Here is a 14,520-nt window from a genome sequence, read left to right as displayed (position 1 = left end):
CCCCCGCCGTGGACTCCGGCGGGGACGGGGGAAGCGCGTGGCGCGGGACGCGGGGCGTGCGGCGCTGCGGCGGGGCGGGCTCTTCCGGGACGGGCTCGGGCGGGGACCACTCGTTCCGTGCGGGGTCGTTGTGTACGGGCTCGTGGCGTACGGGCGCGGGGGCGTCCTCTGCGGGCTGCGGCTCACCGAGTACGGGCTGCGGCTCGTCGCGTGCGGGCTGCGGCTCGTCGCGTACCGGCGCGGGCTCGTCCCGTACGGGGTCCGGCTCGTCCCGTGCGGGCGCGGGCGCCTCCGGCGACATGTCGCGGGCGGACTCGCCCCGCGCGGGGCCGAAGCCCTGCGGCTCGGCCGGCTCCTCCGGCGTCCTCCCCGGCGCCGTCGTTCCTGTCTCGTTCTCCACCGGTCCCTCGGGCCCGCGCTCCGGCACCACCGGTTCCGCGCCGGGGGCCGGGTCCGGCGGGGTTCCCTTCCTGCTGCGAGGGGTCACCCCCGTCCAGGCGGCCGGGAGCGGGGGTGGCGGGGTGTCCCCCGGGCTCCGCTCCGGCGAGGTGCCGAACCAGCCGGTGAAGCCCTCCGGCTTCGCGGGTTCACGGCGCGGGGGCCGTCGCGGGAGGGGCGGGCTGTCCGTGGCCTCGGGGGTGAGGGGCCGCCGCGGAAGCGGCTCGTTCTCCTCCGTCCCCCGGCGGACGGGACGTTGCGGGAGGGGCGGTTCGTCCTCCGCCGCGGCCGGGGGCCGCCCGTCGTCCTCCGGCTTCGCGGGGAGGGGCCGGGCGCCGGGCACGTACGGGCGGCCCAGGCGTTCCGCGGCGGGCCAGGGGGCGGCGGGTTCCGGGGGTGCGGGGGCGAAGGTGCGCGGGGGCGGGGTCGCCCCGGGGTTCGAGGGGGGCGGGGGGTCGTCGCGGGTGACAGGCTCCCGCGGTGGTTTCACCGTGTGGATCGCGGAGGCGAAACGGTCGTCCAGTGTGTCCGCGGCGCGGTCCGGACCCGTGTCGGGCGCCGATTCCTCGTAGAGCTGGTCCCACCAGTCGTCCTCGCGCGCGTCCCCCTGTTGGCTCATGCCCTTATTGTCCACCGCGAAGGCGGTACGAAAACGGGGCGAGGAGAAGTTACCGGCCGGTCCGGAGGGGTTCGCGCCTGCCGGGCGGTCCTACCCCCCACGGGAGGACCGCCCGGCGACGCGGGTGACGTCCGGGTCGTGGCGGGAGCGCCGCCACGGCCGTACCGCGCCTCGACGGCGCGGAGTCACCCGGAGAAGTCCGGCCGCGGAAGAGGCTGCGACGCGCACCCCCCACGGATGCCCGGTCGCCGACCTTTGGCCAAGACACGGTCACTGTGTCAGATCCGGCGCGGGGCGACGATGATAAGAACTGGCGGGTTTACGCCGTGGCCGTTTCCCGCCAGAAGTCTGTGTGTGCCACGGCCGGGGAGGGGAAGCGGAAGATGCTGGGCGCGATCGGACTGGACGAGCCGCACGAGGCGGCGTACCGGGCACTCGTGGCGGAGGGCGCGGCCGAAGTCGGCGCCCTCGCCCGGCGGCTCGGGCGGGGCGAGGCGGAGACCCGGGCCGCGCTGCACACCCTGGAACTGCACGGGCTCGCGGCGCGCTCCTCGGCGGGGCCGGGCCGCTGGGTCGCCGCGCCGCCCGGCGTCGCGCTCGGCGCGCTCCTCACGCAGCGGCGGCACGAGCTGGATCAGGCGGAACTCGCGGCGGCTCTGCTCGCCGAGGAGTACCGGGCACGCGGCGAACGCACCCCCGCGCACGATCTCCTGGAAGTGGTGACCGGGACGACCGCCATCGCGCAGCGCTTCATCCAGCTCCAGCTCGGCGCGAAGGAATCGGTGCGGGCGCTCGTCACGGGGGCGCCGGTGGCCGTCTCGGGGATGGAGAACGACGCGGAGGAGCAGGTGGTGGGGCGGGGGGTCGGCTACCGCGTCGTGATCGAGCGCGAGGTGCTGCACCAGCCCTCCGGACTCGTGGAGCTGTCGGCGGCGCTGGGGCGCGAGGAGCGGGTACGGGTCGTGGACGCGGTGCCGACGAAACTCGTCCTCGCCGACGACGCGCTCGCGATGGTGCCGCTCACCTCGCGCGGGCCCGAACCCGCCGCGCTCGTCGTGCACGCGAGCGGGCTGCTCGACGCGCTGAGCGGGCTCTTCGAGTCCGTGTGGCGCGAGGCGCTGCCGCTGCGGCTCGGGGCCTCGGCCGGAGAGGTGGACGAGGGCGGGGAACCGGGTCCGGACCGGACGGACCTTGAGGTGCTGTCCCTGCTGCTGGCCGGGATGACGGACGCGAGTGTGGCGAAGCAGCTCGATCTGGGGCTGCGGACGGTGCAGAGGAGGGTGAAGGGGTTGATGGAGTTGACGGGGTCGACGACGCGGTTGCAGCTGGGGTGGCACGCGTACGAGAGGGGGTGGGTGGCGCGGTGAGGCCGAGGGGATGCGGGTGGCGTCGCGGGGCTCCGCCCCGGACCCCGGCTCCTGGGGCTCCGCGCCGGGCCCCGGCTCTTGGGGCTCCGCCCCGGACCCCGCTCCTCAAGTGCCGGAGGGGCTGATATCCGGGCTGCCGTTGGTTTGTTCGTGCTCCGGGCCTCCGTTGGTTCGGATATGGGACAGGAGGGCCCGGTGGGCGGGGGTTGTCGCCTGCCGGAAGCGGCCTGTTGTCAGGTGGGAGAGGACGATTGTCACTGTGCGCGGGGGCAGGGTCGGGGCCGCCGCGGCGAAGTGGCGGACGAAGGCGTCGAGGGCGGGACCGAGTTGTTCGGGGGGCAGGGGCTGGAGGAGGGGCGGGATCTCCTCGTAGGGGACGGGGCGGTCCGTGAGCAGGGAGATCACGGCGTGCGCGGCGGAGTGGCGGGGGGCCTCGCCGCCCTCCGACTCGAAGAGTGCCGGGAGGCGGTCGACGAGCGGGGCGAGGGCGTGGAGGGCGCGGGCGAGGGCGGGTTCGAGGCGGAGGCGCGCGTCGCGGGCGAGGTCCGCGAGCTGGTCCCCCAGGGGTCGTGTCGCGCGGCGGGCGCGAGCGGGGAGTTCCCAGGCCGGGGGCGCGGTGTCGGGCGGCTGGTCGAGGAGCAGGTCGGCCTCGCGGGGGTGCGGGACCGGCCGTACGTGGCGGGAGAGCGCGGCCCACGAGGTCTCCGTGAGGCACGCGTGCCACAGTCGCGCGCAGGCGCGCCAGCGGGCGACCGGGTCGCTCGTGCCGAGCAGCGCGGAGGCGGTGACGCCGGGGCGTAGCCGTACCGCGAGCAGGACGAGGTTGGCGGTGTACGTGGCCACCTGCTGCGGGGGTTGAAGACGCCCGGGGTCTCCGTCGAGGCTCGCCCGCAGGTGGACGCCGAGCAGGTCGGCCAGGGCCGCCGGTTCCGCCGGGCGGGCGAGTTCGGTCACGGCGGCGAGGACTTCGGGGTGGTCGCCGAGCGGGACGTGGTCGAGGAGGGGCCGCAGGCGTGTGTCGTCGCCTCCCGCGGCGAGGGCCCGCAGCTCCGTGGCGAGGAGCCGGGCGACGAGGAATTCCCCGAAGGTGGCGTGCAGGAACTCGTACGACTGGTCCTCCTCGCCCGCGCCCTCGCGCCGGGAGGTGCGGACGAAGAAGAAGCGGCCGAAAAGGACCGGCCCGGGCACAGCGGGGGCGGGTTGGGCATCGAGGGCGGGGTGGGCGCTGAGGGCGGGGTGGGTCCTGAGGTCGGCGGTGGCCTCGCGGGCGGTGAGCGACTGGAGGCGGCGGCGGAACATGCCCAGCGCGAGGACGGAGAGCCGCAGGAACTCCCGCTCCACGGCTGCCTCTTCGTCGTCCTCCGGACGCGGGCCGCCCTGTTTGGCGAGTTGTCGGCGGATGAACGCGGTGAGCAGTCGCTCGTAGAGACCGAGCCGCCCGAAACCCGCCCCGGCCGCCGCGCGCAGGGCGTTGTCCGAGGCGTCGTAGAGCGCGAGCATCAGCAGGAGGAGCGGCTGGCAGGCGAGTTCGCCGTACGGGATCAGCAAGTCCGTTTCGAGCGGCTGTACTTCGTTCGCGGCGAACCAGCGCCTGTTGCGGGCGTTCCAGGCCGCGACCCACTCCCGAATCCGTGCGTCGTCGAAGGGTTCGAGGTGGATCACGGTGCCGCGGCGCGGGCTGAACATGCGGGCGCCCGCGAGGGTGCGGCTCGTGACGACGGCGAGCGTGGGACGTCCCGCGAGGGTTTCCGCGTTCTGGAACTCCTCTATCTCGACCATGAGCTGGCGCCCGTCAGCGGCTTCGGGCCGGTCGGCCCCGGCCTGGAGCAGTTCGTCGAGGCCGTCGAGGAGGAGCACGCACGGCGGGAGGTCGCCTCCGGTGGCCGGTGCGGGCGGCGCCGTGCGGTGGAGTTCGGCGGCGAGGTGGGGGGCGAGGGCGCTTCCCACCGGTGCGTGCCGCAACTCCAGTCGCAGGCACGTGAATTCGGTGGCCGGGAGACGGGCGGCGAGCAGCCTGGTCAGGAGGGACTTGCCGGAGCCGGGGTGGCCGAGGACGAGGAGGGGCGCGCGGCTCGCGTAGTCGGTGAGGAAGTGGGCGGCGAGGAAGGCGTCGAGGTCGTCGCGCGGGGGTCTCGTACGCCACCAGCTCTCGCGGGCGAGGTCCCCCGGCAGTGCGCCCTCGCCCGCGAGGCGGTAGGCGGGGGCGAGGTACCCGTCCCGGAGGCTCGGCGGGACGGGGCCCGCGTCCTCGGCCGCCGCGAGCGGTTCGCGCAGGAGCCGGTGGGCGGGGGCGGGAAGGCCGGTGAACTCCTCGTACAGCGAGGCGAATTCGCTCAGCGCGCGCGGGACGGGCCGAGGGGCCGGGTCGAGCGCTTCGGGCGGGTCCTCGGTGGCGGAGGTGAGCCGCAGTTCGGGGCACTCGTAAACGGCGTCGGAGAGCAGTGCCTCGTAGCGGTGCCAGGCGCGCCGTACGAGGTCGGCGGTCTCGTCGTACGGCGGGTCGACCCCTCCGTACACGAGGTCGGCGGCGAAGGAGTACGCGCGGAGGATGTCCTCACGGATGTCGGCGGGGGCGCGGACCCGGAGGGAACCGAGCGGTACGCGGATCAGCTCGGTCACGACGTCCCCGTCGAAGTCGGCGTGCGTGGTGGCGAATTCGGCCCCGTGGTGGAGACCGGACGTGCCGACCGCCTCGCAGAAGGCGGTCACGAGGATCACCAGGTCGGCGGCGCACAGCAGGGCGGTCCTGGTGGTGCCGTGGTGGGCGCGCACGCGGGCGGCGAAGCCGCGCAGGAGATGCTCGGTGCCGACCGGCGCGGCGCCGCCGAGGCGCAGCGGGGCGAGCAGTTCCTCGGCGATCCCGTCGAGCCCGGGACGGCCGCCCACCAGGACGTCCACGGCCTCGGCGAAGTCCTCGGGGACGGCCTCCACCGGGCGGAACGCGGGGGCGCTCGCCCGGCGCGGGCGCGGCACGGGCGGTTCCCGCTCGGTGAGCGTCACCATCTGGTGGTGGAGCTGCCGCCAGAAGGCCGGGTCGAAGGTGTGGTGGAGCGGCGGCCGGCCCGCACGGTGCGCGTGGCAGCATTCCAGGACGCGCGCGACGGTCTCCCACCGCGGCGGGCGCCTGAGCCGGCCGTTGAGGAGCTGCGAGACGGCCGAGTCACCGCGTCCGAGCGGGCCCGTGAGCGCGGTGTGCGGGAGGCCGCAGGCGGCGACGAGACTCGCGAGGGTGCGGCAGAAGAACACGACGGGTACCGGGTAGTCGCTGTCGTCCACGCCCGCCTCCGCCCCGCCGTTTTTCGCGGCGTCCCGCGCGGACGGGGTTGCACGGCGCCCCGAACTGCGCGACTCCCTTTCGTTTCAGGGTATTTCGGAATCGGGACGGTGACAGCAGGGCCTCGGCCAACCTGGACCCCGCCGGAGCACGGCGCCTCGGCGGGACGGGGGTTCGTGGTGGGCGTGCGGGACGTGGTGCGCGTGGTGTACGGCTTGGGCGTGCTGTACGGGCTGGGCGGGACGCTGTGCGTGGCCGTGGTGCTGTGCGGGGTGGTGCTTCCGGCGGTGTGGTCGCGACGCCCCGAGCGGCGACGGGCGGCGCTGCGGGTGCTCGGGGTGCTGCGGGGCCGGGGGTGAGAAGGGGGTGCGGGCGCGGGGGTGAGGGGGCCGGAGCGGGTGCGGGGTACTCCGTATGGGCTCCTCGGGCGCATCCGGACTGCGCGGGCGGGCGCGACCGCGCAGGGTGGGGCCATGAGTGTGTGGGAGGTCCTGATCGTCGCGCTCGTCCTGCTGCTCGGCCTCGTCGGGGTGCTCGTGCCGGGCGTGCCGGGGCCGTGGCTGGTGTGGGCGGCGATCCTGTGGTGGGCGCTCCAGTCCCCCCGGCCGCTGTCGTGGGGGGTCCTGGTGGGCTCCACGGTCGTGCTGCTGCTCGGCAACCTCGTGCGCTGGCTGCTGCCGAAGCGGCGGGTACGGGGCTCGGGGGTCAACCGGCGGATGATGGTGTGGGCCGGGATCGGCGCGGTGCTCGGCTTCGTCCTCGTGCCCGTGGTGGGCGCCTTCCCCGGCTACGTGGGCGGCATGTATCTCGCCGAGCGGCGCAGGCTCGGCGGCCACGGCGACGCGGCGGCCTCGACCCGTACGGTGATGCGGGCCATGGGCACGAGCGTCCTCGTCGAGCTGTTCAGCTGCCTGCTCATCGCGGGGGCGTGGGTGGGGGCGGAGGTATGGGGTTGAGGCGTGAGGGCTGCGGCGTCAGGGCTGAGCGGCCCGCCGTCCCCGCCGGGACAGGGTCACCCCTCCCCCGGGAACCGCGCGAGCGGGGCTTCGCGGGTGAAGAAGGTCTTCGCCTCCTTCAGGGCGCGGGCGTCGGTGCGTACGTCGCCGGGGCGCGAGCCGTTGCCGAGGAGGACGCCGCCGAAACGCATCGCCATGAAGGCGGCGGTGAGGCGGAGGGTGCCGACGAGGGGCTCGGCGACCGCGCGGTTCTCGTCGGCCATCGCGGTGACGCCCCACAGCGTGCGGCCGGCCATCTTCTCGCGGAAGGCCGGATCGGGGGTGCGCAGCCACTTCGACCAGTGGTCGAGGTAGGTCTTCGCGTACGAGGACAGCGCGTACCAGTAGAGCGGCGAGACGACGACGAGATCGGTCGCCCCGAGGGTGGCCTCGTGGAGCAGGGCCTCGTCCTCGGTGACGGGGGCGTGCCCCTCGGGCGCGTGGCGGCCGTCGGCGTAGGCGGGGAGCGAGAGCGCGGCGAGGTCGATCCAGCGGCGGGAGTACGTCGCGGGAAGCTGCGCGGCGGCCGCCTCGGCGAGAAGACGGGAATTGCCCTCGGGACGGGCGCTGGCGAGGAGGAAGAGAAAGGAACGCGTCATGGACGGCCCAACCCGCCGCTCCCGGGCGCTATTCCGCGCCGGGCCCAGGGCGGGGCGGGGGCGGGGCGGGCGCCGGGGGCCGGGGGCAGGCCGCCCCGTACCGGCGGGTGGGTGCCGACCCGACTCCTGCGCCGCGCCGCACCCCCGCTCACCCCACTCCCGCCCCCGCCTCAGCGGACTCGCTTCAGCGGACTCGCCTCAGCGGCGCCCCCGCCGCCCCCGCTCCCCCACGGTCCCGTACCGCTTGAGGTCCATCGCCGCACGGCCCTCGGCGCCGCGCATCTTCCACTCGCGGCGCTTGGCGGCGCGCAGGAAGGCGTCGGCCTTCGCCTCGATGCGGGCGTTCTCGCGCTGGAGTTTGCGGTAGCTGTCGAGGCGGCGCTGCGGGAGCGCGCCGCTCTCGACGGCCTCGCGGACGGCGCAGCCCGGCTCGCTCTCGTGCGCGCAGTCGAGGAAGCGGCAATCGTCGGCGTACTCCTGGATCTCGGCGAAGACCTGGCCGACGCCGTGCCCGGCGTCCCAGAGCCCCACCCCGCGCAGTCCGGGCGTGTCGATGAGGACGCCCCCGGCGGGCAGCGGGATCAGGTTGCGGGTCGTGGTGGTGTGCCGCCCCTTGCCGTCCTGGTCGCGCACGGCCTGGACGCGCATGTGCTCGGCCCCGGCGAGGGCGTTGGCGAGCGTGGACTTGCCCGCGCCGGAGCGGCCGAGCAGGACGGAGGTCCCCCCGGCGAGCAGCCGCCGGAGTCCGGGCACCCCCTCGCCCGTGTCCCCGCTGACCGCGAGCACCTCGACGCCGGGCGCGGCCGAGGCGGCGTCGGCGAGGAGGTGGGCACGGGTCTCGGGATCGGGCACGAGATCGGCCTTGGTGAGGACGAGGACGGGGGTGGCCCCGGACTCCCAGCCCAGGGCGAGGAACCGCTCGATGCGCCCGAGTTCGAGTTCGTCCCCGAGCGAGATGGCGACGACGGCGAAGTCGACGTTGGCGGCGAGGACCTGGGCCTCGCTGCGCTTGGAGGAGGTGGACCGCAGGAACGCGGTACGGCGCGGCAGCAGCGTCCGTACGTACCGGGGGTCCTCGCCCGCCGGGTCGACGACGGCCCAGTCCCCGGTGCAGACGACCTTCATCGGGTCCCGGGGCACGACGAAGGCGGTGTCGGCGCGGACGGTGCCCTCGGCGGTGACGAGGTCGCACTGCCCACGGTCGACCCGGACGACCCGCCCGAGGACAAGCCCTTCGGCAGCGTACGGAGCGAAGACCTCGACCCACTCCTCGTCCCAGCCGTAGGGAGCGAGGGGGTGTGCGGGCAGGGAGTTCTGTGAAGCGGAGAAAGACAAGGGAAACCCTTCGGAGGGTGGCCCCGGCGCCGCGCCCGGCCCCGTGTCGGGGCGGCGCGTGAAGAAGACGGAGAGAGTGGTGTCAGCCGGTGGCCACGGAGATGCGGGGGACGAACGTCTGAAGGCGGGCGGAGCCCAGCGTGAAGACCGTCATCGTCGGCACCTCCTGTTTCTCTCGCTTCAGCGGTACGGCGGCAGTGCCGCCACCGCGGTGGTACGGCGGCAGTGCCCGTACCTGCGGCGGTACGGCGCGGTACGCAGCTTAGGAAGGAGCCGCGTACACGTGCCACTTCTTTTTCCGTCCCCCGAACCGGCCCCGCCCCTCCCTCCCCGAATCCTCTGACCGGCCCCGCCCCTCACCCGATCGCGATGCGCGGATGTGCCGCTGGGCTGATCCAGGACATGAGGCGGTCCATCGTGGGGCGGGGCACGGAGACGCAGCCGGCGGTGGCGCCCGCGCCGTTGACGTGGAGGAAGATGCCGGCGCCGCGGCCGGGGGTCGCGGGCCAGCGGTTGTAGTCGATGACGAGGGCCTTGGCGTACTGGGTGGGGTGGTCGATGAGGCGTTCGCTGCCCCGCTCGCCCGCTTCGGTGAGGGGGAAGTCGGCGCCCGCGGCGCTGTGCATCCGGTTGTAGAAGGCGGATTGCGGGTCCTCGACCCACCAGTCGGAGCCGCTCACCACGTGGTACGGCATACGGGTGCCGCCCGCCTCGACGCCGAAGCCCTCGGTGAGGGTGTAGGTGCCGCTCGGGGTCGTGTACGTGTTCTGGCGGCGCGTCGCGCCGTTCGTGACGCCGTTCGCGCCGACACGGCCCGCGCTCGTGCTGAACGCGGCCTTCCAGCCGGTGGGGCCCTTGTCCCAGGCGGTGACCGTGGCGTAGGAACCGTTCGCCTGGACGGTGACGAGCTGCGTCGCGCCGCCGGGCTGCGCGGGGACGGGGAAGTGGGGAGCCGTCGTGGCCCCGGGCGGGGTGTCCCCCTGGCCCGTACCGCCGTCGCCCGTACGGGACTTCGCCGGCGTTCCCGCCTCGTCCGAGGCGCTCGCGGAGGGCTTCGGAGAAGCGCCGGGGCTCGGGCTCCCGCTGCCCGACGCCGAAGGGGACGGTGTGCGCGCGGCCTTCGGGGACTTCGCGGCGGCGGAGGCCGAGGCGATCGTGTCGAGCGCTTTGTCCCCGGCCGCGACCGCGACCTTCTGCGGCCCGTCCCCTCCGTTCGTCCCCTCGCCCGCGCACGCCGCGACGGAGAGCAGCGCTCCCCCGGCGGCGGTGACGGCGAGCATGCGGCGTACGCGCGGCGTGAGCGGCACAACGGGCTGACGGTGCACAGGAGTTCCCCCTCCACGAGGCCGCCGGACCGCAGGCCGGACAGCCGAACAAAATGTGGGGGGAATGTGAATACGTGGTGCAGCATACGCCCACCGCCACGCACGAGAAGGGGCCCGGCGCCTCAACGGCTCCGGGCCCCTTCTCAGACGACGGGGATCGCGCCCCGTCTCACCATCGGTACCAGCGGCCTCGTCGGCCGGATGTCGTCGGGCGCACCAGGAACCCGAGGAGCCAGATCACCAGCACGGCGATGGCGATCCACCACAGGATCTTGACGGCGAAACCGGCGCCGAAAAGGATCAGGGCGAGCAGCAGGACCAGCAGCAAGGGAACCATTGTCATCAACCTCCGGTCCTGCGAGTGCCCCCTCAACCGCCGCCCACACCAGGCGTTTTTATCTGAGCCTTAAGGGTTTCCGCAGCGCGCGCCAGGGCATCCGGATCACCGCGTTTTCGCCCGGGGACGAGCGTCGGTCGGCCGAAGCCCGGGAGGGCGGGAAGAGCAGTGGTCACGCCCGGCGCTCCGGGACGATGCGGCGTTCTCCGGTGACCTTCGAGGCCGGAAGGCGGCCGGCCTTGGAGGTGCCCCGGAAGGTATCGCCGTGGACCGTCACGTCGAATGCCAGGTTGAGCCGCATGGGCTTGGTGATGGCCTGTTTCCAGGTGAGGCGGTCGCCGTCGAGGGAGATGTCGCTGAGCGGCACCTCTTCGCCGGCTCCGTGGGCGACCCCGGTCAGGACGCCCTCGCGCTCGCGGAGTTCGACGACGACCCTCATCGTGCCGAGCGGGGTGGAGATGGACAGGTTCCAGGTGCCTTCGACGGACATGCCGTTGTTCTTCTTTCGTGCTGTGGACGGGGTGGTGGTGCGCCGGCGTCAGAACGCGGCGGGGACGGTGCCCTGCGCACGCCAGACGGTGCCGCGCCGCTCGTGGGCGAACAGTTCCTCGACGGCGTGGGCGACGCGCGGGCCCAGCTCGCGCTCCAGCAGGTACAGGCCGAGATCGAGCCCCGAGGTGACGCTGGAGCCGGTGATCAGGTCGCCGTCGTCGACGACGCGGGCGCGGATCGCGTGCGCTCCGGTGGCGTCCAGCAGGTCCAGGCCCAGGTGATGGGTGGTGGCGTGCCGGCCTTCCAGCAGTCCGGCCATGGCCAGGACGAGCGAGCCGCCGCAGACGGTGACGACCGTGATGTCCGGGTCGTCCATCGCCTGCCGGAGAAGAACGGGAAGTCCGGTGTTCAGCGTGCGGCCCAGCAGTACGGGGATGAACTCGTCCTGCTTCCACTCGGCTGCGTCGGCCCCCGGCTCTTCGTCGGGGACCTCGCCGTTCTCGCCCACTCGGCCGGAAGCGCCGGGCACCAGGAGCATGTCCGCCCGTCGCAGATCGAGGGCTCCCACGGCGCGCAGCGCCAGACCTCCGGTGCCGCTGATCACCTCCCTGGGGCCCTCCGCGGAGACCAGCTCGACAGTCAGTGCGCCGGCCGAGGCCGTGCCACCGGCGTACAGCACCTCGTACGGCGCGATGACATCGAGCGGGTCGAACCCATCGAACAGGACAATCTGGACGTGCATGGGACTTTCCTTGGGCTCGTCTTCTCCGGGGCACATCGAAGTCAACCTTCCGCCGGCTCGCTCCCCCAGTGGCGTGATGGACAGGTTTCAACGGGAAAACGCCAGGCCCTTCAGAAGCCATGTTCAGGCTCTGAGCTGGCACTATCCAGCTCTTCGTCGCAGGGAGGGGGCGGTGGAAGAGTATGTTCCAGCCATGCACACCGTCGTCGTTCTCGCGCTGGACCAGGTGATCCCGTTCGATCTGTCCACCCCGATCGAAGTGTTCTCCCGGACCCGCCTGCCCGACGGGCGACCCGGCTATCGGGTGCGCGTGTGCGCCGAGAGCGACGAGGTCGACGCCGGAGCCTTCGCCCTGCGTGCTCCCTGGGGTCTGGACGCCCTCGTCGGCGCGGACACGATCATCGTGCCGGGCCTCGCCGATCCCACCGTCCCACCCTCCCCCGCCGTCCGCGACGCACTGCGCTCGGCCGCCGCCGACGGCACCCGCATCGCCTCGATCTGCACGGGCACCTTCCCCCTGGCCGCCACGGGGCTCCTCGACGGGCTGCACGCCACGACTCACTGGCGCGCGGCCGGGCTGCTCGCCTCACTCCATCCGGAGGTCGACGTTGACCCGGATGTCCTCTACGTCGACAACGGCCAGTTCCTCACCTCCGCCGGCGCGGCCGCGGGACTGGATCTGTGCCTGCACATGATCCGCCGCGACTACGGCTCAGCCGTCGCCGCCGACGCCGCGCGCCTGTCGGTGACGCCGCTCGAACGCGAAGGTGGTCAGGCGCAGTTCATCGTCCACGACCACACCCCCACGCCACAGGGCTCCGAACTGGAGGCGCTGCTCGCCTGGCTCAGGGAGAACATGGCCCGCGACCTGACGCTGGCCGATATCGCCGCGCAGTCCGCGACCAGCACCCGCACCCTGATCCGCCGTTTTCGCGACCAGACCGGCACCACGCCGCTCCAGTGGTTGCACCGGGCCCGCGTCCGCCAGGCCCAGCACCTGCTGGAGACCACGGAGTACTCCGTGGAGCGCATCGGCTACCAGGTCGGCTTCGGCTCGCCCACCAGCTTCCGCGACCGCTTCAAGCGCACCACCGGCGTCAGCCCCCAGACCTACCGGCGCACCTTCGGCTAGGCGCTTTCCCGCGGATCGCCACACCGACCGGATGAAGACAGCGGCAAGACAATCCGGCGGGAAACCGCCCAGCCGTGCGGAGGCGTCCCACCGTTTCACTCCGAGGAGCACGGGCGGCGCGCGACGACAGGTCGGGGCGGCGACCGCCGGGACACCCGGCAGTCCGCACCGGCCCGCCCCCGCAGCTCACCCCCGCGCCTCCCCCTCACGGTGTTCGAGGCCGGTGCGCGTCGTGCCCCGGGCCCACCGTCGTCGCGAAGCGGAGCCGCTGCCCGGGGCGGGCCTGCGCCGCGCGGTCCACGTCGGCGCGCGTCACGACGGCGATCACCGGGTAGCCGCCGGTGACCGGGTGGTCGGCGAGGAAGAGCACGGGGCGGCCCGATGGCGGCACCTGGAGGGCGCCCGCGACCATGCCCTCACTCGGCAACTCCCCCGTACCGGAGGCGCGTTCCAGCTCCGGTCCCGAGAGCCGCATCCCGACCCTGTCGCTCTGCGCGCTCACCTCCCACTCGCTCTCCAGGAGCGTCGCGAGCGCGGCGGGCGTGAACCAGTCGGCGCGCGGTCCCGGCACGACCTGGAGGGTCACTTCGCCCGCTTCCGGGTCGGGCACGGGGGCGAGATCGACCCGCGGGTGCGCGGCGGGCGGCGGGCCGACGGGGAGCGCGGTGCCGGGGCTGAGCGGGTCCGGGCCGAGCCCGGAGAGGACGTCGGTGGCGCGCGAGCCGAGCACCGGCCGCACCGCCAGCCCGCCCCGTACCGCGAGATACGTGCGCAGCCCGCTCTCCGGCCGCCCGAGCCGCAGGACCGCGCCGGTCGGGACGTCGACGGGCGCGTTGAAGGCGACGGGGGTGTCGTCGACCGTGACGGGGCACGGCGCGCCCGTGACCGCGACGAGGAGCGGGCGCAGGGCGCGGACGGCGAGGCCGCCGAGGGTCGCCTCGATGCCCGCGGCGTCCTCGGGGTTGGCGAGGAGGCGGTTGGCGAGCGCGAAGGAGGCGCGGTCGGCGGCGCCGGAGCGACCGACGCCGATGTGCGCGAGCCCGGGGCGGCCGAGGTCCTGGAGGGTCGCGAACGGGCCCGTGGCGAGGACATCGAGCGCGGCCTGCACGGTGGCGTCGGGCGCGGGCGGGCGGTTCGGGGGGTGGGGCGGCGTGGTCATCGGACCTCCTCGAAGCGGACGCGGACGCCGGGACGCAGCAGCGCGGGCGGCTCGCGCTCGGGGTCCCAGACGGACAGCTCGGTACGGCCGATGAGCTGCCAGCCGCCGGGCGAGGAGCGCGGGTAGACCCCGCTGTACTCCCCCGCGAGGCCGACAGCGCCGGCCGGGACACGGGTACGGGACTCGGTGCGGCGCGGCACGATCAGCTCGGTGGGGCCGCCGGTGAGGTAGCCGAAGCCGGGCGCGAAGCCGCCGAAGGCGACCGCCCACTCGGCGCCCGTGTGCAGGGCGACGACCTCGCGCGGGCTCACCCCGGCGAGGTCCGCGACCTCGTCGAGGTCGGCGCCGTCGTAGACGACGGGGACGCGGACGAGCGGGCCCGCCGTCTCCCCGCCGCGCGCGGGCCGTACCGCGCGCACGGCGCGTTCGACGGCGGCGGGCTCGGCGCCGGGGCCGTAGAGGAGGAGGACGGTGCGCGCGGCGGGCACGAGGTCGGCGACGCCTTCGGGGGGATCGGCGGCGAGTGCGGTGTAGAGGGCGTGGGCGGCCTCGCGGTCGTCGAGTTCCACGAGGAGGCCGTGGTCGGCGCAGGGCAGGAAGAGCATGACGGGCATTCAACCCTTCACGAGCGGGCGGGTGTGGTACGTGGCGGAACGGGGCGCGTGCGTGGCGGGGCAGCGGGACGAGTACGTGGCGGGCGCGTGCG

Annotated in this window: 13 protein-coding genes and 1 pseudogene; 4 read left to right on the top strand and 10 right to left on the bottom strand. The window is 74.4% G+C overall.

Features of this window, described 5'->3' with window-relative positions; translation table 11 throughout:
* Positions 1 to 1,057: pseudogene (locus G3I42_RS02685) on the bottom strand (hypothetical protein); the annotation flags it as partial.
* Between the two features lie 383 nt (positions 1,058 to 1,440).
* On the opposite strand from G3I42_RS02685, the gene G3I42_RS02680 reads away from it, so the two are divergent.
* Positions 1,441 to 2,424 carry a helix-turn-helix transcriptional regulator gene (locus tag G3I42_RS02680; RefSeq protein ID WP_164282235.1) on the top strand — a complete coding sequence of 328 codons (984 nt, stop codon included), beginning with the start codon at positions 1,441 to 1,443 and terminating at the stop codon, positions 2,422 to 2,424.
* 105 nt (positions 2,425 to 2,529) lie between these two features.
* Here G3I42_RS02680 and G3I42_RS02675 read toward each other — a convergent pair whose 3' ends face one another.
* Positions 2,530 to 5,700: an AAA family ATPase gene (locus G3I42_RS02675; RefSeq protein WP_164282234.1), complete on the bottom strand. Its 3,171-nt coding sequence runs from the start codon at positions 5,698 to 5,700 to the stop codon at positions 2,530 to 2,532.
* A gap of 108 nt (positions 5,701 to 5,808) precedes the next feature.
* Between G3I42_RS02675 and G3I42_RS02670 the strand changes: the two genes are divergently transcribed.
* Together G3I42_RS02670 and G3I42_RS02665 are read left to right on the top strand one after the other, a co-directional pair.
* Positions 5,809 to 6,057, top strand: a complete 249-nt coding sequence (locus G3I42_RS02670; protein WP_203606273.1) for a hypothetical protein — start codon at positions 5,809 to 5,811, stop codon at positions 6,055 to 6,057.
* 114 nt (positions 6,058 to 6,171) lie between these two features.
* Positions 6,172 to 6,654, top strand: coding sequence for a DUF456 domain-containing protein (locus tag G3I42_RS02665; RefSeq protein WP_203606272.1), 483 nt, complete (start codon positions 6,172 to 6,174; stop codon positions 6,652 to 6,654).
* 56 nt (positions 6,655 to 6,710) lie between these two features.
* Here the strand turns inward: G3I42_RS02665 and G3I42_RS02660 are convergent, their stop codons facing one another.
* The 6 genes from G3I42_RS02660 to G3I42_RS02635 all read right to left on the bottom strand — a co-directional run bounded on the left by G3I42_RS02660 (position 6,711) and on the right by G3I42_RS02635 (position 11,523).
* Positions 6,711 to 7,292 carry an NAD(P)H-dependent oxidoreductase gene (locus G3I42_RS02660; protein ID WP_164282233.1) on the bottom strand — a complete coding sequence of 194 codons (582 nt, stop codon included), beginning with the start codon at positions 7,290 to 7,292 and terminating at the stop codon, positions 6,711 to 6,713.
* Positions 7,293 to 7,490: 198 nt separating this feature from the next.
* Entirely contained in the window at positions 7,491 to 8,627 is a 1,137-nt protein-coding gene (rsgA, locus tag G3I42_RS02655) for a ribosome small subunit-dependent GTPase A (protein ID WP_239096219.1), read from the bottom strand.
* A 356-nt stretch (positions 8,628 to 8,983) separates the two neighbouring features.
* Positions 8,984 to 9,907, bottom strand: coding sequence for a L,D-transpeptidase family protein (locus tag G3I42_RS02650; protein WP_164282236.1), 924 nt, complete (start codon positions 9,905 to 9,907; stop codon positions 8,984 to 8,986).
* 214 nt (positions 9,908 to 10,121) lie between these two features.
* Positions 10,122 to 10,289: a hydrophobic protein gene (locus G3I42_RS02645; protein WP_093580759.1), complete on the bottom strand. Its 168-nt coding sequence runs from the start codon at positions 10,287 to 10,289 to the stop codon at positions 10,122 to 10,124.
* Between the two features lie 172 nt (positions 10,290 to 10,461).
* Entirely contained in the window at positions 10,462 to 10,779 is a 318-nt protein-coding gene (locus tag G3I42_RS02640) for a hypothetical protein (protein WP_164282232.1), read from the bottom strand.
* A 48-nt stretch (positions 10,780 to 10,827) separates the two neighbouring features.
* Entirely contained in the window at positions 10,828 to 11,523 is a 696-nt protein-coding gene (locus G3I42_RS02635; protein ID WP_164282231.1) for a DJ-1/PfpI family protein, read from the bottom strand.
* Between the two features lie 193 nt (positions 11,524 to 11,716).
* Here G3I42_RS02635 and G3I42_RS02630 point away from each other — a divergent pair, with 193 nt between their 5' ends.
* Positions 11,717 to 12,655: a helix-turn-helix domain-containing protein gene (locus G3I42_RS02630; protein WP_164282230.1), complete on the top strand. Its 939-nt coding sequence runs from the start codon at positions 11,717 to 11,719 to the stop codon at positions 12,653 to 12,655.
* 205 nt (positions 12,656 to 12,860) lie between these two features.
* Here G3I42_RS02630 and G3I42_RS02625 read toward each other — a convergent pair whose 3' ends face one another.
* Both G3I42_RS02625 and G3I42_RS02620 read right to left on the bottom strand, forming a co-directional pair.
* Positions 12,861 to 13,814 (bottom strand): biotin-dependent carboxyltransferase family protein, encoded by a 954-nt coding sequence (locus tag G3I42_RS02625; protein ID WP_164282229.1) that lies wholly within the window; start codon positions 13,812 to 13,814, stop codon positions 12,861 to 12,863.
* Positions 13,811 to 14,419: an allophanate hydrolase subunit 1 gene (locus G3I42_RS02620; protein ID WP_164282228.1), complete on the bottom strand. Its 609-nt coding sequence runs from the start codon at positions 14,417 to 14,419 to the stop codon at positions 13,811 to 13,813. The genes G3I42_RS02625 and G3I42_RS02620 overlap by 4 nt, the downstream gene beginning before the upstream one ends.
* Positions 14,420 to 14,520: the final 101 nt, after the last annotated feature.

Source organism: Streptomyces sp. SID11385, from assembly GCF_010548245.1.
GTDB lineage: Bacteria > Actinomycetota > Actinomycetes > Streptomycetales > Streptomycetaceae > Streptomyces.
This window is presented reverse-complemented; position numbering and strand designations above follow the sequence as displayed.